Annotated in this window: 16 protein-coding genes; 8 read left to right on the top strand and 8 right to left on the bottom strand. The window is 67.1% G+C overall.

Features of this window, described 5'->3' with window-relative positions:
* The first annotated feature begins 279 nt into the window (after positions 1-279).
* The 5 genes from F579_RS0108695 to ubiB all read left to right on the top strand — a co-directional run bounded on the left by F579_RS0108695 (position 280) and on the right by ubiB (position 5,079).
* On the top strand, positions 280-1,185 hold the full coding sequence (locus F579_RS0108695) for a DMT family transporter (protein WP_019023562.1): 906 nt from the start codon (positions 280-282) through the stop codon (positions 1,183-1,185).
* Between the two features lie 191 nt (positions 1,186-1,376).
* Positions 1,377-1,742 carry a gamma-butyrobetaine hydroxylase-like domain-containing protein gene (locus F579_RS0108690; RefSeq protein WP_019023563.1) on the top strand — a complete coding sequence of 122 codons (366 nt, stop codon included), beginning with the start codon at positions 1,377-1,379 and terminating at the stop codon, positions 1,740-1,742.
* 2 nt (positions 1,743-1,744) lie between these two features.
* Positions 1,745-2,494, top strand: a complete 750-nt coding sequence (gene ubiE, locus F579_RS0108685; protein WP_019023564.1) for a bifunctional demethylmenaquinone methyltransferase/2-methoxy-6-polyprenyl-1,4-benzoquinol methylase UbiE — start codon at positions 1,745-1,747, stop codon at positions 2,492-2,494.
* 6 nt (positions 2,495-2,500) lie between these two features.
* Positions 2,501-3,094, top strand: a complete 594-nt coding sequence (locus tag F579_RS0108680) for an SCP2 domain-containing protein (RefSeq protein ID WP_019023565.1) — start codon at positions 2,501-2,503, stop codon at positions 3,092-3,094.
* Between the two features lie 299 nt (positions 3,095-3,393).
* Positions 3,394-5,079 carry a ubiquinone biosynthesis regulatory protein kinase UbiB gene (ubiB, locus tag F579_RS0108675; RefSeq protein ID WP_019023566.1) on the top strand — a complete coding sequence of 562 codons (1,686 nt, stop codon included), beginning with the start codon at positions 3,394-3,396 and terminating at the stop codon, positions 5,077-5,079.
* A 148-nt stretch (positions 5,080-5,227) separates the two neighbouring features.
* Here ubiB and odhB read toward each other — a convergent pair whose 3' ends face one another.
* Positions 5,228-6,547: a 2-oxoglutarate dehydrogenase complex dihydrolipoyllysine-residue succinyltransferase gene (gene odhB / locus F579_RS0108670; RefSeq protein WP_019023567.1), complete on the bottom strand. Its 1,320-nt coding sequence runs from the start codon at positions 6,545-6,547 to the stop codon at positions 5,228-5,230.
* Between the two features lie 28 nt (positions 6,548-6,575).
* Entirely contained in the window at positions 6,576-9,377 is a 2,802-nt protein-coding gene (locus F579_RS0108665; protein ID WP_019023568.1) for a 2-oxoglutarate dehydrogenase E1 component, read from the bottom strand.
* 177 nt (positions 9,378-9,554) lie between these two features.
* Between F579_RS0108665 and uvrD the strand changes: the two genes are divergently transcribed.
* On the top strand, positions 9,555-11,768 hold the full coding sequence (gene uvrD / locus F579_RS0108660) for a DNA helicase II (RefSeq protein ID WP_026300986.1): 2,214 nt from the start codon (positions 9,555-9,557) through the stop codon (positions 11,766-11,768).
* A gap of 360 nt (positions 11,769-12,128) precedes the next feature.
* On the opposite strand, the gene F579_RS0108655 is transcribed toward uvrD, so the two are convergent.
* Entirely contained in the window at positions 12,129-12,659 is a 531-nt protein-coding gene (locus F579_RS0108655; protein WP_019023570.1) for a DsrE family protein, read from the bottom strand.
* Between the two features lie 160 nt (positions 12,660-12,819).
* On the opposite strand from F579_RS0108655, the gene rpsT reads away from it, so the two are divergent.
* Complete coding sequence (gene rpsT / locus F579_RS0108650) at positions 12,820-13,089, top strand: 30S ribosomal protein S20 (protein WP_012981510.1); 270 nt, start codon at positions 12,820-12,822, stop codon at positions 13,087-13,089.
* A gap of 141 nt (positions 13,090-13,230) precedes the next feature.
* On the opposite strand, the gene ggt is transcribed toward rpsT, so the two are convergent.
* The 3 genes from ggt to coaD are packed head-to-tail and all read right to left on the bottom strand — an operon-like array spanning position 13,231 to position 15,710.
* On the bottom strand, positions 13,231-14,934 hold the full coding sequence (ggt, locus tag F579_RS0108645; RefSeq protein ID WP_019023571.1) for a gamma-glutamyltransferase: 1,704 nt from the start codon (positions 14,932-14,934) through the stop codon (positions 13,231-13,233).
* Positions 14,935-14,936: 2 nt separating this feature from the next.
* Positions 14,937-15,185: a YfhL family 4Fe-4S dicluster ferredoxin gene (locus tag F579_RS0108640; RefSeq protein ID WP_012981508.1), complete on the bottom strand. Its 249-nt coding sequence runs from the start codon at positions 15,183-15,185 to the stop codon at positions 14,937-14,939.
* Between the two features lie 33 nt (positions 15,186-15,218).
* Positions 15,219-15,710 carry a pantetheine-phosphate adenylyltransferase gene (coaD, locus tag F579_RS0108635; RefSeq protein ID WP_019023572.1) on the bottom strand — a complete coding sequence of 164 codons (492 nt, stop codon included), beginning with the start codon at positions 15,708-15,710 and terminating at the stop codon, positions 15,219-15,221.
* 142 nt (positions 15,711-15,852) lie between these two features.
* Between coaD and F579_RS0108630 the strand changes: the two genes are divergently transcribed.
* Positions 15,853-16,080: a hypothetical protein gene (locus F579_RS0108630; protein ID WP_018139831.1), complete on the top strand. Its 228-nt coding sequence runs from the start codon at positions 15,853-15,855 to the stop codon at positions 16,078-16,080.
* An 11-nt stretch (positions 16,081-16,091) separates the two neighbouring features.
* Here the strand turns inward: F579_RS0108630 and F579_RS0108625 are convergent, their stop codons facing one another.
* Together F579_RS0108625 and F579_RS0108620 are read right to left on the bottom strand one after the other, a co-directional pair.
* Positions 16,092-17,120: a PA2778 family cysteine peptidase gene (locus F579_RS0108625; RefSeq protein ID WP_019023573.1), complete on the bottom strand. Its 1,029-nt coding sequence runs from the start codon at positions 17,118-17,120 to the stop codon at positions 16,092-16,094.
* A 7-nt stretch (positions 17,121-17,127) separates the two neighbouring features.
* A complete protein-coding gene (locus F579_RS0108620) occupies positions 17,128-17,547 on the bottom strand; it encodes a PA2779 family protein (RefSeq protein ID WP_026300988.1) in 420 nt (139 codons plus the stop codon).
* Positions 17,548-17,665: the final 118 nt, after the last annotated feature.

The following is a 17,665-nucleotide window of genomic DNA, read 5'->3' as shown; positions in this document are numbered from 1 at the left end:
ACGGGGAACGGGGAGGGCGTTCATGCGCTGAATGAGTCTGTGGCTGGCCGGTCTGGTCCTGGTCTTGCCGATCGTCGCCAGCGCGGATGAGACGTGGCCGCCAGGTGGACTATCCGCCACGCGACTGACGGGGCGATTGGCGTATACGCCGACGCGCCCTTCACCATAGGACGTTATTTGTGAACCGCGGACCGATCCCTTCGTCGCGGTCCTTAATCAAGCGCGGCCAGGTTACGACCCGGTGGCGGCTTGTTCGGACAACAAGAAAGGAAGCGAATAATGGGTCTGGGTGTGGGACTGGTGGTGCTGGCGGCCTTCTTCTGGGGGCTGTCCGGTGGGATCGGCGGCATCCTGATGGCCGAGGGCTGGGATGCCTTCGTGGTCTCGTTCTACCGCGGGGCCATCGGCCTGCTGTTCGTGCTGATCTGGCTCGCCTGGCGTCCGGGTGGCAGCGGGCTGGGCAGCGGCAAGATGTGGTTCTGGTCAGCCGTGGCCGGGCTGGGTGTAGCCGGCAACTTCGCGTTCTACTTTCTCAGCATCGCGCATGGCAGCGTCGCGGTCGCCGCCACGCTGATGTACTGCGCCCCGGTGTTTGTCTACATCATTTCCTTCGCCCTGAGGCTGGAGACCCCTACCACGCTCAAACTGGTGGCCATCGCGATGGTCATGGTCGGCATCGTCCTGCTCACCCAGATCTACGACACCGGGGCGGGCGGTGTCACCCTGATCGGCGCCGGTGCCGGCCTGCTGGCGGGCCTGTCCTACGCGATCTTCATCTTCGGCTTCAAGTACGCCGGCCAGCACGGCAGCCCGCAGGCGATCCTCGCGATCGCCTTCGGCGTGCTCGTCATCCTGCTGATGCTGCCGGGCGACAACACGCAGATGGCCACCGTGCTGACCACCACCGACTGGCCGCTGTTCCTGGCCCTTGGCATCTTTGGTGCCGGCCTGTCGTTCGCCTTCTACATCAATGGACTGCGGACCACGGCCCCCGCCGTTGCCTCGATCGTCGCGATGATCGAACCGGTCACCGCCACGCTGTTCGGCGTGGTGATCCTGCACGAAAGCCTGGCACTGGTTCAGATCATCGGCATGGCCCTGATCCTGGTCACCGTCACCGCCCTCAGCGTCTCCTCCCGCGCCACCCCGCCCCCCGTCCCCGAGCGGGGCCGCGACGCCGAGTAGCCGGCAGCGCTCTCGCACATGGTCCTGTCGCCTGTGTGATCCATCCTGCCGGGGGGCAGGCCCGCGGTGCGCAGGGAGATGCCACGCTGACCCGCTGGGCTGGTATCCTCGCAGCCTGTTGACAGTGGCCGCTTCGGGCGGTCGCGCAAGATCTTTCCGGGCCCGTCCCGGCCGAGGATTCTGGAGGCCGCATGAGCAGCAAGCACCGACCCACCGATATCCAGTTGCATCAGAAGTCGCGCATCCTGGAGATCTCCTACTCCGATGGCTCGCATTTCGAGTTGCCCTGCGAATTTCTGCGGGTGTACTCGCCCTCGGCCGAGGTGCGCGGGCATGGCCCGGGCCAGGAGGTGCTGCAGGTGGGCAAGGAGGATGTGAACATCACCGGGATCGAGCCGGTCGGTAACTATGCGGTGAAGCTGGAGTTCTCTGACGGCCACGACACCGGCATCTATGATTGGGACTACCTGCACAAGCTCGGCACGGAGCAGGAAAGTCTGTGGCAGGATTACCTGGATCGGCTGAAAGAGGCCGGCCACGAGCGCAAGACGCACTGACGATGAAAGAAGAGCCCGGCAAGACCCACTTCGGCTACCAGAGCGTCCCCGAGTCCGAGAAGGCCTCGCGGGTCGGCGAGGTGTTCCACTCGGTCGCCTCGCGCTACGACGTGATGAACGACCTGATGTCGATGGGCATCCATCGCATCTGGAAGCGCTACACGCTGGAGCGCACCGGCGTGCGCCCGGGCATGAAGATCCTGGACCTGGCCGGGGGCACCGGGGACCTGGCCGGGGCCTTTGCCCCGCGCGTCGGGCCGAAGGGACAGATCGTGGTCTGCGACATCAACGCCTCGATGCTGGAGGCCGGACGCGACCGCATGCTGGACGAGGGCCATGTGGGCAACCTCGACTTCGTGCAGGCGGATGCCGAGCAGCTACCCTATCCGGATGACTATTTCGACCGCGTGACCATCGCCTTTGGCCTGCGCAACGTGACCCGCAAGGAGCGCGCGCTGGCCGAGATGCGCCGGGTGATCAAGCCAGGCGGGCGCGTGCTGGTGCTGGAGTTCTCGCAGCCGATGGCGCCGTTGCGCCCGATCTACGATGTCTATTCGTTCAAGATGCTGCCGCTGATGGGCAAGCTGGTCGCCAACGATGCCGACAGTTACCGCTACCTGGCGGAGTCCATCCGCATGCACCCGGATCAGGAGACCCTGGCCGGGATGATGCGCGATGCCGGGCTGGAACGGGTCGAGTACGACAACCTGACCGGTGGCATCGTCGCCCTCCACCGCGGCACGAAACTGTAGCGTTTCATGGCCGAACCCTTCGCCCTGCCCAGTCCGTTCACGGCCCTGATCGAGGCCGCGCTGAACGATCATCTGGCGAGCGCGCCGGAGAAGGATCGGGCGCGCCTGGCCGGGCGTGCGATCGCCATCGTGATCGAGCCGCCGGGGCTGGCCTTTTCGCTGGTCGGGGCCGCCGACCGACTGCAGGTCATCGGCGGTGTCGAGGCACCGGTGGATGTACAACTGGCAGGCTCGCCACTGTCACTGGCCGCAGCGATGGGGCGCGACGACCGCTCCGGACTGACCATCAACGGTGACGCCACCGTGCTCTCCGATCTGCAGCATGCGCTGCGCGATGCCGGGGTCGACTGGGAGGGGCTGTTCGAGCGCTTTGCCGGCGCCGGGGCCGCCGGGCCGCTTCGCCACCTGCTGGATCAGGCCCGCGGCAGCCTGCGCCACCTGGGCCGCCGCTCCGCCGAGGACACCGCTGACTATCTGCGTGACGAACTCGAGTGGCTGCCGGCCGGCGGGGCCTTCGAGGCCTTTGCCGAGGATGTCGCCGACCTGCGTGATGGAGTCGCCCGGCTGGATGCACGCCTGCGCCAGCTGGGGAAACACTGATCCATGAACACGCTCGCGTTGGTACCCCAGGTTTTCCGAGGCAAGGCGCGTCGTGTAGCGGGTAGTGGTTCTACCCGCAAGCGGCGCAACGCAGGATCGGGGAACCTGGGGCACCAACCCCGAAGGGGCTCGGCCGCTTTTGTGCGCGCACGGCGTTGCGGCTCCCTTGTGCAGAATGACTGCACGGCAGTCGCCGCGCCTTGTTCGCACGCAAAAGCGACTCGAGCGCGAGCGTGTACATGGATCAGTGTTTCCCTGGAGGCCAGCACCGCCTCCGATACCGACGACCGGCAGGCCTGATGCGCCGCGCGCTGTACCGGGGGCTGCGGCTGTGGACCATCGCGCGGGTCCTGGTGCGCTATCGCCTCGATGTCATCCTGTTTACGCTGAAGCCGCTGCGCCCGCTCAGCTTCCTGCTCTATCTCGCGCCCTGGAACTGGTTTCGCCGCACCGAAGGTACGCGCGGCGAGCGCATCCGCCGCGCGCTGGAGGATCTGGGGCCGATCTTCATCAAGTTCGGGCAGATGTTGTCCACCCGGCGCGATCTGCTGCCGGACGACATCGCGGTGGAGCTGGCGCGGCTGCAGGACCGGGTACCCCCGTTCCCGTTCGAGCAGGCGCGCGCCCTGATCGAGGCCGAGCTGGAACGTCCGATCGAGAATTCCTTCGCCACGTTCGAGGACACGCCGATCGCCTCGGCCTCCATCGCACAGGTGCATGCGGCCACGCTGCAGGACGGGCGCGAGGTCGTGGTCAAGGTCGTGCGCCCCGGCATCCTCAAGACCATCCGCGCGGATCTCGAGGTGATGCACCTGATCGCGGACCTGGCCGATCGCTACTGGTCCGAGGCCAAGCGCCTGCGCCCGCGCGAGGTGGTGGACGAATACGAAAAGACCGTCACCGACGAATTGGACCTGATCCGCGAGGGCGCCAACGCCGCCGCGATCCACCGCAACTTCGAGGACAGCCACCTGCTGTACATCCCGGAGATCATCTGGGACTACACGCGCCGCAGCGTGCTGGTGATGGAGCGCATCGGCGGCATCCCGGTGGCGGATATCGCGGCACTGCGTGAACGCAACGTGGACCTGAGGCTGCTGGCCGAACGCGGAGTGGAGATCTTCTTCACCCAGGTGTTCCAGCACAACTTCTTCCACGCCGACATGCACCCGGGCAACATCTTCGTCGATGCCACCCACCCGGACGACCCGACCTACCTGGCGGTGGACTTCGGCATCGTCGGCTCGCTGCTGGATTCCGACCAGCGCTACCTGGCGGAGAACTTCCACGCCTTCTTCAACCGCGACTACCGCCGCGTGGCCGAGTTGCACGTGGAATCCGGCTGGGTACCGAAGGACACCCGTGTAGACGAGTTCGAGGCGGCAATCCGCACCGTCTGCGAGCCGATCTTCCAGCGCCCGCTCGAGGAGATCTCCTTCGGCCAGGTGCTGCTGCGCCTGTTCCAGACCGCCCGGCGCTTCAACATGGAGGTCCAGCCGCAGCTGGTGCTGTTGCAGAAGACCCTGCTGAACATCGAGGGTCTGGGCCGTCAGCTCTATCCGCAGCTGGATCTGTGGACCACCGCCAAGCCGTTCATCGAGGACTGGATGCACGAGCGCATGGGCGTGCGCGCATTCATCCGCAATGCGCAGCAGCACCTGCCTCGGTTGCTCGCCCAACTGCCCGAGATGCCCATGCACCTGGAGAAGGCCCTGACGGTGGAGGAGCAGCGCGCCGAACGCGACGCCGCCCTGCGCCAGCAGATCCGCGATCTGGAAGAGGGGCTGCGCCGCCAGAACCGCCGGCGCCACGAGGCCTGGGGAGGCGCGGGCCTGCTCGCCCTGGCGGGGCTGGCCACCCAGCTTGACGTGTCCACCTGGCTCGGACTGGCCTGGCCGGCCTGGCCGCTCGGCCTGTTCGGCGCCGCGATGCTGCTATTCGGGTTGCGCCCGGGCCCGTACCGACGCCCCGTCGACCGCGCCTGAACACCACGGGCAGCGTCGCCCGTTCGTTCACGGCCGTATCGCTGCAGCCGGCAGGAGGCCATCCCTCTGGCCGATAGGGACCTGTCCAACGCCCCATCGGCCAGAGGGCTGGCCTCCTACAGGGGGGCGAGGTCCGGGACGGGCGGGGTCAGACGTCGAGGAGCAGGCGCGCCGGGTCCTCGATCGCGTCCTTGATGGCGACGAGGAAGCGGACGGCATCGGCGCCGTCGACCAGGCGGTGGTCGTAGGAGAGGGCGATATACATCATCGGCCGGATCGCCACCTCGCCGTCCACCGCAACGGGGCGTTCCTTGATCGCGTGCATGCCGAGGATGGCGCTTTGCGGCGGGTTCACGATCGGGGTGGAGAACAGCGAGCCGAATACCCCACCGTTGGTGATCGTGAAAGTGCCGCCGCGCAGCTCGTCGATATCCAGCTTGCCGTCGCGGGCGCGCTCGGCGAAGTCGCGGATGCGGCGCTCGATATCGGCGACGCTGGCGTTGCCGGTATCGCGCAGCACAGGCACCACCAGCCCGCGCGGCGAGGACACGGCGATGCCGATGTCGCTGTAGTGGTGATAGACGATCTCCTCGCCATCGAGCGCGGCATTGATGATCGGAAAGCGCTCCAGCGCGCGGCTGGCGGCGGCCACGAACAGGCCCATGAAGCCCAGCTTGATCGAGTGGCGATTCTCGAAGGCCTCCTTGTGGCGCGCGCGCAGGTCCATCACGGCGGACATGTCGATTTCGTTGAAGGTCGTGAGCATCGCGGTGGACTGCTTGGCCTCCAGCAGCCGCTCGGCGATCCGCGCGCGCAGGCGCGTCATCGGTACACGTTCGATGCCGCCGGCGGATTGCGCCGGCTCGCGTTCCGGGGCGCGCCCTTCGGTTGAAGCAGGCGAGGGTGCCTCGCTACGGTGCGAACGGGCTGCCTGTGCGCGCTCGACGTCCTCACGCTGAATACGGCCATCCTCGCCGGTGCCTTCGACATCCTCGGCTTTGAGCCCCGCCTCCTGCAGCAGACGTCGCACGGACGGACTGGGTGGCGGGGTGGCGGCACCAGAGGAGCCGCCATCGCGTGGGGGCTTCGCGGTGTCCCGGGCCTTGCCTGCCCCCTCGGCGCCGGGAGCAGAAGTCGCTGCACCGGAGGATTCACCTGTTGGCTGCGAGGGTGTGGACGCCTCCTCTTCTTCGGCTCCGGCGTCATCTTCGCTCGCCTCTTCGGCCGGCCCCAGGTAGCCGATTACCGCATCGGTCTTCACGGTATCGCCCTCGCTGACCTCCAGCGCCGTCAGGGTGCCGGCGGAGGGAGCGGAGACCTCGAGTACGACCTTGTCGGTCTCGAGTTCGGCGATCAGTTCATCGCGCTTGACCGCATCGCCCGCCTTCTTGTGCAGGGCGACCACGGTCGCATCGGCGACGGATTCCGGGAGCTCGGGGACCTGGATCGGGGTCGGGTCGGATGCCATTTCGCTTCCTTGTGCTGTGCGTCAGTGTTCAGGGCGTGGGGTGCGGGGTGTCGCGCGAACTGATCGGCCCGAATGCCCGCTCGAGCAGGTCCTTCAGCTGCGCCTTGTGGACCTCCGGGTAGCCGACCGCCGGCGCGGCGGCCGGGGGTCGTGCGACTGCGTGCAGCGTCTGACCACGCACCGTCAGCAGTGGATTGATGCGCGGCGCCAGGAATCCCAGATAGCCCTGGTTCTCCGGCTCGTCCTGCACCCAGACGAACTCCTCCGCGTGTGGGTAACGTCCCAGCAGTTCGGTCAGGCGCTCCTCGGGGAACGGGTAGCACTGTTCCAGGCGCAGGATCACGACATCCCAGTGCTGGCCCTCGGACTGGCTGGCAGCCAGGTCATAGTAGATGCGCCCGCTGGTCAGCAACACACGCTTGACGGCCTTGGGGTCCTCGATGCGCGCATCGTCGATGACCGTCTGGTACTGCCCGTGCGCCAGTGCCTCGAGATCGGAGACTGCGTGTTGATGCCGCAGCAGGCTCTTCGGCGTCATCACGATGAGCGGCTTGCGATAGGGGCGTACCATCTGCCGGCGCAGCAGATGGAAGATCTGCGCGGGCGTGGTCGGCACACAGACCTGCATGTTCTCCTGCGCCGCCAGTTGCAGGAAGCGCTCGGGCCGGGCCGAGGAATGCTCCGGACCCTGCCCCTCGTAACCATGCGGCAGCAGCAGCGTCAGTCCGCACAGGCGACCCCACTTCTGCTCGCCGGAAGAAATGAACTGGTCGATCACCACCTGCGCGCCGTTCACGAAGTCACCGAACTGCGCCTCCCAGACCACCAGGGCCTCCGGCGCGGCCGTTGCATAGCCGTACTCGAATGCGAGCACGCCTTCCTCGGACAGCAGCGAATCGATGACCAGAAAGCGCGGGTGATCCGGATCCAGCCGGCGTAGCGGCACTAGCGCCTTTCCGGTCTCCTGGTCATGCAGCACCGCGTGGCGGTGGAAGAATGTGCCGCGCCCGGAGTCCTGGCCGGACAGGCGAATACGGTAGCCGTCCTGGATCAGCGTGCCATAGGCCAGCGTCTCGGCCGCGCCCCAGTCCAGCAACTGATCGCCCGCAGCCATCGCGCGACGGGCATCGAGGATCTTCTGCACACGCGGGTGGACCTGAAAGCCCTCCGGCGGTGTCGAGAGCTGGCCGAGCATACGCGACAGGCGCGCGCTCTCCACGCCCGTCTCCACATCCTGATCCCAGGTCTGGTTCACATAGGGCGCCCAGTTGGTTGTGGTGCCATGCCCGTCGTCGTGCAGCGACAGGGCCACGGGCTCGCCGGCATCCAGGCGGGCGCGATAGGTCTCGACCGCCTCGTCCTGGGTCTTCTCCTCGGTCAACCCGGCCTCGATCAGTGAGCGCGCGTAAAGCTCGCGGGTGGTCGGCAGGTCGCGGATACGGCGGTACATGTGCGGCTGCGTGGCGGCCGGTTCGTCGGCCTCGTTATGCCCTTGGCGGCGGTAGCAGACCAGGTCGATCACGACGTCCTTGCCGAAGCGCATGCGGTAGTCCAGTGCGGCCTGGGTGACGAATACCACGGCCTCGGGATCGTCGCCGTTCACGTGCAGGATCGGCGCATTCACCATCTTGGCGACATCGGTCGCGTAATGCGTCGAACGCGCGTCTTTCAGGGTCGATGTGGTAAAACCGATCTGGTTATTCACGACCACGTGCACCGTGCCCTTGGTGGAGAATCCCCGGGTCTGGGACATGTTCAGGGTCTCCATGACCACGCCTTGCCCGGCGAAGGCGGCATCGCCATGGATCACCACGGGCATCACCCGGTTGCCCTTGCGGTCGCCAATGCGCACCTGGCGGGCGCGCACCGAGCCCTCGACCACGGGTGTCACGATCTCCAGATGCGAGGGGTTGAACGCCAGCGCCAGATGGACCGGGCCACCGGGCGTCTCGACATTCGAGGAGAAGCCCATGTGGTACTTGACGTCCCCGGTACCCCGGTCGTCGCGCGGGCGGCCCTCGAACTCGCCGGCCAGATCCGCGGGGGCCTTGCCGAACAGGTTGACCAGCACGTTCAGGCGCCCGCGATGCGCCATGCCCAGCACGACCTCCTGCAGCCCGCGCGCACCACCGCGCTGGACCAGGGCATTCAACAGCGGGATCAGGCTCTCCGCACCCTCCAGGGAGAAGCGCTTCTGTCCGACATAGCGCCGATGCAGATAGCGCTCCAGCCCCTCGGCCGCGGTCAGGCGTTCGAGGATGGCCAGCCGCGTCTCGTCGCCGAAGCCGAAGTGGCCATGAACCGACTCCAGCCGCTCCTGCAGCCAGCGTTTCTCCTCGGTCGCCGCGATGTGCATGTACTCGGCACCGATACTCGCGCAGTAGGTCTCGCGCAGTACCCGCTCGATCGTGTCCAGCGAGACCGGGCCCTCGATGAACAGGGAACCGGGGTCGAACAGGATCTCCGGGCCGACCCGGTCCAGCCCGTGGTACTCCCGGCTCAACTCCACGGGCGGCTCGGGGGCCGCGCGCTCCAGCGGATCCAGGCGCGCCCCGAAGTGGCCCAGGTAGCGATAGGAGTTGATGAACTGCAGCACCCGGATCTGCAGCTGCTCATGGGCCAGATCCGGACGATCGCTGGAACGCCGACGGCGCTCTCGACCTGGCGCGCTCTCCAGCGAGCGGAAGTAGTCGGCCCAGGCTGGCGGAACCGACTCCGGGTCCTCGCGGTAGCGTTCCAGCAGGGTCTCGGCGAAAAGCAGGTTGTCCGGGTGTAGCTCCTGTCCGGAGACCGGCGTATCCAGCCGGTGCAGCGAGGGCATGTCATTCATTCGCGATGTTCCGATTGCTCGTGCGCGGTGTTACTACTTGGGACTCGTCTCGGCGGCGAGGTTCCCCGCGCAGGGCCGATGACGGTTGTGACCGAGAGTAGCGCGTTTGCGCGGCGGAAGGCACACGTCCCGCGTGCACAACGTGCGATTCCGGCCGGGTTTCCCTACCATTCGCGCATGGATGTCTCCCCCCTGCTCGATTCCCTGAACCCGGCCCAGCGCGAGGCCGTGGCCGCCCCGCCGCAGCCGCTGCTGGTGCTGGCCGGCGCCGGTTCCGGCAAGACCCGCGTACTGGTGCACCGCATCGCCTGGCTGATCGGTGTTGAGGGCGTGGCGCCGCACAGCCTGCTGGCGGTCACCTTCACCAACAAGGCGGCAGCGGAAATGCGAGGGCGCATCGAGACGCTGCTGGGGCATCCGGCGACTGGACTGTGGGTCGGCACCTTCCACGGGCTGGCCCACCGCCTGCTGCGCCAGCACTGGCAGGACGCGCGGCTGCCGCAGGGCTTCCAGATCCTCGACTCCGACGACCAGTTGCGCATGGTCAAGCGCGTGCTGCGCGGCCTGGAGCTGGACGAGGCGCGATGGCCGCCGAAACAGGCGCAGTGGTACATCAACGCGCGCAAGGACGAGGGCTCGCGTCCGGAACACCTGCCGGATACCGGCGACCCGGTCGCACGCCAGTGGGTGCGCATCTACACGACCTACCAGCAGGCCTGCGAGCGCGCCGGGGTGGTGGACTTCGCTGAACTGATGCTGCGCTCGCTGGAGCTGTTGCGCGACAACAAGGCCCTGCTGGAGCACTACCGCACGCGCTTTCGCCATGTGCTGGTCGACGAGTTCCAGGACACCAATGACATCCAGTACGCCTGGCTGCGCCTGCTGGCGGGCGACAGCCCGGTGTTCGCGGTCGGTGACGACGACCAGTCCATCTATGGCTGGCGCGGCGCGAAGATCGAGAACATCCAGCACTTCCAAAAGGACTACCCGGGCACGCAGGTCGTGCGCCTGGAACAGAACTACCGCTCCAGCGCCAACATCCTGAACGCCGCCAACGCGCTGATCCGCCACAACTCCGGGCGCCTGGGCAAGGAGCTGTGGACCGAGGACACCGAAGGCGCCCCGGTGCGCCTGTACACCGCGCTGAACGAGCAGGAAGAGGCGCGCTTCGTCGCCGAGACTATCGCGCGCCACGTGGACCAGGGCGGGCTGTACCGCGAATGCGCCGTGCTGTACCGCTCCAACGCCCAGTCGCGCGTACTGGAGGAGACCTTCATCGCGCGGCGCATGCCCTATCGCGTCTACGGCGGCCTGCGCTTCTTCGAGCGCCAGGAGATCCGCGACGCCCTGGCCTACCTGCGCCTGGCCGGCAACGGCGATGACGACGCCGCCTTCCTGCGCGTGGTCAACCAGCCGCCGCGCGGGATCGGCGAAAAGACCCTGGAGGGCCTGCGCCAGGCGGCCCAGGCGGCGGACACCAGCCTGCTGCAGGCGGCCGTCCATGCGGTCGACTCCGACGCTCTGCCCGGGCGCGCGCGCAACGCGGTCGCCGGCTTCGTACAGCTGATCCACACCTTGCAGCAGGAGCTTCCGCGCCAGCCGCTGGCCGACCAGGTGGAACAGGCGATCGAGCGCTCGCAGCTGCGCGAGCACTACAAGAAGGAGAAGGGCGAGCGCGGCGAGGCGCGCCTGGAGAACCTGGACGAACTGGTAGGCGCGGCGCGCGCCTTCGACATGGAGCCCACGGCCGAGAGCGAGGAAGGCGAGGGCAATCGCCTGACGGAGTTCCTCGCCCACGCGGCGCTGGAGGCCGGCGAGGGCGCGGCTGACCCGCACGAGGATGCGGTGCAGATGATGACTCTGCACTCGGCCAAGGGCCTGGAGTTCCCACTGGTCTTCCTGACCGGCCTGGAAGAGGGCCTGTTTCCCAATTCACGCTCGCTGGAGGAGCCGGGGCGACTGGAGGAGGAGCGCCGCCTCGCCTACGTCGGCATGACCCGCGCGGAGCAGGAGCTGTACCTGATCCACGCCGAGACCCGCCGCCTGTACGGGCGCGAGTCCTACAACGTCGCCTCGCGCTTCATCAACGAGATCCCGGAGGGCGCGCTGGAGGTGCTGCGCCCGCAGGCCTCGCCGTTTGGTGCGGGGCGCTTTGCCGCCAGCCGCCAGCGCACCGCGGGCTTTGGATCACTGGATACCGCAGATGCCTCGGCCCGCGACAATGGCCTGTCCATCGGGGCCCGCGTGCACCATGCGAAATTCGGCGAGGGCCTGATCACCCAGTTCGAGGGTTCAGGCAATTCGGCGCGGGTGCAGGTGAACTTCGCCCACGCGGGCTCCAAGTGGCTGGTACTCGGCTTCGCCAAGCTCGAGGTCCTGGGCCAGCACTAGGGAGACGCTGATTCAATCGCACGTCCGCGCTCGAGTCGCTTTTGCGTGCGAACAAGGCGCGATGACTGCCGTGCAGTCATTCTGCACAAGGGAGCCGCAACGCCGTGCGCGCGCCCGTTTTTGATCAACAATGGGCGGCCGACCCCTGCTTTCAATGGCTTGTGGGGTTGGTGCCCCCTGTTCCCCGATCCTGCGTTGCGCCCCGATTCAATCAAGAACGGGCGGGTAGAACCACTACCCGCTGCACGATGCGCCTTGTCTCGGAAAACAGGGGGCGCCAACGCGGATGTGCGATTGAATCAGCGTTTCCCTAGAAAGCCCCGCCGAGGCGGGGCTCAAGGCTGCAGACAGCGGCGCCGATCACTCGATCTTGATGTAGGCGAAGCCCTTCTCGTTCTGCAGCTCGGCGATACGTACCACGCCCGAGGGCACGAACTCGACGTGGTCATAGACCTCGTCCTGGTCCAGACCGATCTGCGAACGGGTGATCTCGCACAGCTCCAGCTGGACGCCATGGGTGCTGGCCAGGCTCATCAGGCGACCGCGCAAGGTATCGCGTTCTTCCTTGAGCTCCTCGTCGGCCTCGAAGGGCGTATCGGCGAGATCGTCGTCGGTCAGGAAGCGGATGCCGTGCGCGACGAACACGATGCGCACGTCCACGTCCATGAACTCGTCCTGGTAGTGCGTCATCATGTTGTTGATGCTGGTCAGCATCGCGGAGAAACGGCGGGGATCGGCGAAATCGGCGTGATATACCACCTTGGCCTCGGGCTCCATGGCCTCGGCACGGGGCGTGAACGCCAGCGCGGCGAACAGCAAACCCGTCAGCATCAGAGCCATCGAAAAACCGGGCAGGCGTGCCATTCGAATGGCGCGGGAGAGCGGAAACATCGTGGTTCTCCTTGTGGGGTGGTCTTGTCTTATACAGTAGACGCCGCGACCCCGCGACGCCATCCAGAACCCCAGCGGTACAAGGTTGACGCGAACGGGACCCAGCGGTATGCTCTGCCGCCTTTTCCAGAACCTAGCGCATCAACGCGAGGGAAGTACTTTGGCGAATATTGCTTCTGCCCGTAAGCGGGCCCGTCAGGCGGTCAAGAATCGTGCTCACAACATGGCGCTGCGCTCCCGTTTCCGTACGGCCATGAAGGCCGTACTGAAGCCGCTGCAGCAGGGTGATGCCCAGGCAGCCAGCGAGGCCTACAAGAAGGCCGTGCCGGTCATCGACGCGACCGTGAGCAAGGGGCTGATCCACCGGAACAAGGCGGCGCGCCACAAGAGCCGCCTGAACGCCCGCATCCGCGATCTGGCCCAGGGCTAAATGCCCTAGCCGTTCGGGGCCCGGCCCCGAACGGGATTGCCTGCCAAGCCGCGCCCGGACATGATCCGGGCGCGGCTTTTTGCGTAGCTCGCTGCAGGAAAACATTGCAACCGCGGCAACCGGGTGCGAATGGCGACTCGGTTACTCGGAGAGCACGCGGGCGCCGCCCTCGCCACGCGGGTCGGAGGCTGCCTCCAGCCGCCCTTCCCCGCGCTCCCACAGGATCGCCTGCATGTCACCGAAGGGGCGTACCTGCGGCACCAGGCGGTGGCCGCGCGATACCAGCTGTCCACGCGTCTCCATGTCGAACGCGCTCGTCTCGTGTTCCACACGATCCGGCAGGTACTGGTGGTGATAGCGCGGTTGCTCGACGATCGTCTCCACATCCAGCCCTTCCACCACGCCCAGGATGCCGTGCAACACCATGGTGATGATGCGGCTGCCCCCCGGGGTACCCAGGATTGCCACGCGATCATCGGTCTCGACAAAGGTCGGACTCATGCTCGACAAAGGCCGCCGATACGGGGCAATCGCATTGGCCTCGAAGCCGATCAGTCCGTAGGCATTGGGTTCGCCCGGCTTGGCCGAGAAGTCATCCATCTCGTTGTTCAGCAGGACCCCGGTGCCGGGCACCACATAGCCGGACCCGAACGGGTAGTTCAGCGTCAGCGTGGCGGCCACACGGTTGCCGTCGGCGTCGATCACGGAGAAATGGGTCGTCTCCGGGCTCTCGGCCGCCAGTGTCGGATCGGGGAGATCCGCCTGCGGGTCCACCGACAGCGGCAGGTAGCGGCTGGGCGTGGCCTGGTCCGGGTGGATGGTCGCGCGCAATCCGGCCGCATAGTCGCGCGACAGCAGCCGCTCCAGTGGCATGTCGACATGATCCGGATCGCCGAGGTACTCGGCACGGTCGCGATAGGCGCGGCGCATCGCCTCGATGGTCAGGTGCGCCCGCAGGTCCGGGGCCAGTTCTTCGAGGTCGTAGAACGACAGGATGTTCAGGATTTGCCCCAGGGCGATGCCGCCCGAGGACGGCGGTGAGGCGGTGGTAATCCGCGCGCCGCGATACTCGATGTGGATCGGGTCGCGCTCGACGACCTCGTAGCCCTCCAGGTCTTCCAGCGTCCAGATACCCCCGGCCTCGCGCACCCCCTCGACCAGGCGATCGGCCAGGTCGCCGGTATAGAAACCGTCGCGACCCCCTTTGGCCAAAAGACGCAGGGTGTCGGCCAGATCCGGCTGCACCAGGCGCATGCCCGCGTCGGGCACGCCGCCATTGTCGAGAAAGATCTGCGCGGCATCCGCGCCATCCCGCAGCGCCTGGTGGCGGAAGCTCGCCATCTGGTTGTAGCGGCTGCCCACTTCGACCCCGTCCTCGGCCAGACGGATGGCCGGCTCCAGCGTATCGCCGAGCGGCAGGTTGCCGTAGTGGCGGGACAGGTGGTCGATCCCGGCCGGCATGCCGGGGATCCCGGCGGCGAGCACCCCGTCGAGTGACAGCCCTTCGACCACCTCGCCATCATCGTCCAGGTACATGTCGCGATGCGCCTCGCCCGGGGCTGTCTCGCGGGCGTCCAGCATCACGCTGTGGTCGTTCTCCGCATCATAGAGCAGGAAAAACCCGCCGCCCCCCAGGCCGGAGCCATAGGGTTCCGCCACGCCGAGGGCGGCCGTCACGGCAACGGCGGCATCAAACGCATTGCCGCCCGCGGCGAGGATACGCTCGCCCGCCGCGGTGGCCTCCGGATGAGCGGAAGCCACCGCCCCCTGGCCGGGCCCCTCGGCCTGAACGGGCGCCGCCAGCAGGGCAGCAACCAGGGCGGCGGGGAGCAGGCGCGCAAACATCGTTACGCGCCCATCAGCTTCTCGTACTTCGCCTGCAACTGCTCGCGCGTCTCCTTGCGGTCAGGGTCCAGCGGGATGCAATCGACCGGGCAGACATCCTGGCACTGCGGTTCGTCGTAATGCCCGACGCACTCGGTGCAGCGCTCCGGGTCGATCTCGTAGATCTCGTCACCGGGATAGATGGCCTCGTTCGGGCACTCGGGCTCGCAGACATCGCAGTTGATGCATTCGTCGGTGATCATCAGGGCCATGGGGTTGTCCTCGTATCCAGTCGCAGGGCCCGGCTAGCGCTCCAGGCCGTTTTGTTCGGCCAGCATGCGCGCCACGCCGGGGCTTACGAATTTTGAGACGTCGCCGCCCAAACGGGCGATTTCCCGTACCAGACTGGAGGAGACAAAGCTGTATTCCTCCGCCGGGGTCAGGAACAGCGTTTCGACCTCGGGGGCCAGCTGACGGTTCATGGCTGCCAGCTGAAATTCGTGCTCAAAATCGGATACCGCGCGCAGGCCGCGCAGGATCACGTTGGCCCCCTGGGCATGAACGAACTTGGCCAGCAGCACGTTGAAGCCCTGAACCTCGACCCCGTCGATCCCCTTCACTGCCTCCTCAGCCAGCGCGACGCGCGTCTCCAGCGGAAAGGCCGGCCCCTTGTTCGGATTGGCAGCCACCGCGATCACCACGCGATCAAACAGACGCGCGGCGCGGCGCACGATATCCGTGTGCCCGTGGGTGATCGGGTCGAAGGTGCCGGGGTAGATCGCAGTGACTTGGGACATGCCAACAGCCAGCAGGGAACAAGGCCCGTATTAGACCGCAAGGGGTGGGGGCACACCAAACACCCCCATCCGCGCGTGTTCGGAAATCGCTCGAACAGGCTTTACACTGCCCCGTCTCGTCCACCGCCGCCAAGGGCTACCGATGACCGATGACTACCGTCCGCCGCTCGCCGATTACTGGGACCAGCTCGAGGCCCGCTATGGGGGCGGGTTCAACTTCCACCAGATCTCGCGCGAGGAGCTGGCCCAACTGGTCGAGCACCTGCGCCACGCCGTGAAAGAAGACCCGCAGGTCACGGACGTCGAAAAACAGAACCTGGGGCTGGTCCTCAAGCACGCCGAACAGACCCTGGAGAAGCGCAAGGCCTGACGGGCCGCCCGCTACTCCTGCGGGGCGCGTGCTTCCAGCGCCGCGGGGCACGGCGGCAGGGCGCGACACTGATCGCCGTCGTCGGGTGCCCCGGCCGCCGCCCCCAGGGTAGGCGCATAGCTCCCGGGCCCGGCCAGTTCGCCCGCGCAACTGGCGGCCTCGCGGGCCTGCTCGCCGCACTGGCGGGCAATCAGCACATGGGCCAGGTTGTTCCAGCCCTCGTGCCGTTGCGGGTCCCGCTCGATCAACTGGCGCAGGGCGTCCTCCGCCGTTAGCAGGTCGCCCTGGGCAAAGGCCACGTTCGCGAGTCCGACATAGCCGATCGGGTGCTCCGGCCAGTGCTCCATCGCAGTCCGATATCCCGTGGCGGCCGGGCTCAGACGACCCACCTGCTCCAGTTCGTTCACGGCCCGCAGCCAGCGCAGCGGCTCGGCCGTGGCTGGCAGCTGATCTGGCTCGGTCACTAGGAAGGCCCAGCGATCGCCCCGCGCCCAGGTGCGTTCGAAGCGAGCGAACGAATTCACGTGGCGCTCAATGGGCCCGCTGCGCAGATACACCTCGCGCTCCTCCAGGTCGTAACCCATCACCACGGCAAAGTGCCATTCGGGGAACATCGCGACCCCTAGGTTCTGGAACACCACCACGGGGTTGCCCTCGGCCACCTCGCGCAGGATGGATTCCAGCTGCGGCTCCACGCGGTAGGCCACCAGGTCACGGGCGCGAGCGGCGGCACGCATCTCGGCCTGCAGGCTGCCCTCGCGGGCCGGGATGTAGACCTCGTCGATCAGATCTTCCAGCGAGGAATCGATCCCGCGCGCGCCCAGCACAGTCGCCAGCGCCGCCGGGCCGCACTGGTAATCCTCCTGCGGGAAGAACGGGGTGTCTTCCAGCTCCACGCGGGTGGGCAGATCTTCCGGAGTTTCGCTGGAGAGCTGCGCACTCTGGGGCGCCGTGGCGCAGCCACTGAGCCAGAGCACGGCCAGCAGGCCGCAAACGAGTGCGGCGAGCCCGGAGGCTCGCCGCCAGTACGCAGGTGCCATGAGAGACCTAGCGTTCGCGGGCAGGGCCAACGAACGAGAAGATGTCGGTCACGCCGACCGCGTCCAGGATCACGAGCACGACGAACACGATGGCAACCACACCGACCACACCAGCGGCCCCGGCCGGATCGGTTTCCATGCGGGCCTCGAGGTGGGCCAGCTCTTCCGGGGTCAGCCGGGCTACGCGCTCCTGGGCCCGGTCGGGGTCCACACCCATCTCGACAAGCTTTTCGCGAACGGCCTGATCATCCAGCTGTTTGAGCAGCTGCGCGCGGGTGTCGTCCGCGCTGGCCTGCTGGATCATGGAGCCCGTATCCAGCATTCCCGCACTGGCAAAGGCCGGGGTCGCGGGCAGCAGGGCCAGCGCCAATGCAATCAGGAACGCGGCGGGGGCGGACAACCAACGGCTATGCGGTGCGTGGGACATGGTCGAACTCCTTTTTCGATTGAACAGGACCGGCAATCCGCCGGAGTGACACCATTTCAGTGTACCCGCCGGCTCGGATGCGCCAAGCCCCGAATCACTTATTTTTTCGCGCCCGGTC

The organism is Thioalkalivibrio sp. ALJ21, from assembly GCF_000378605.1.
Lineage (GTDB): Bacteria > Pseudomonadota > Gammaproteobacteria > Ectothiorhodospirales > Ectothiorhodospiraceae > Thioalkalivibrio.
This window is presented reverse-complemented; position numbering and strand designations above follow the sequence as displayed.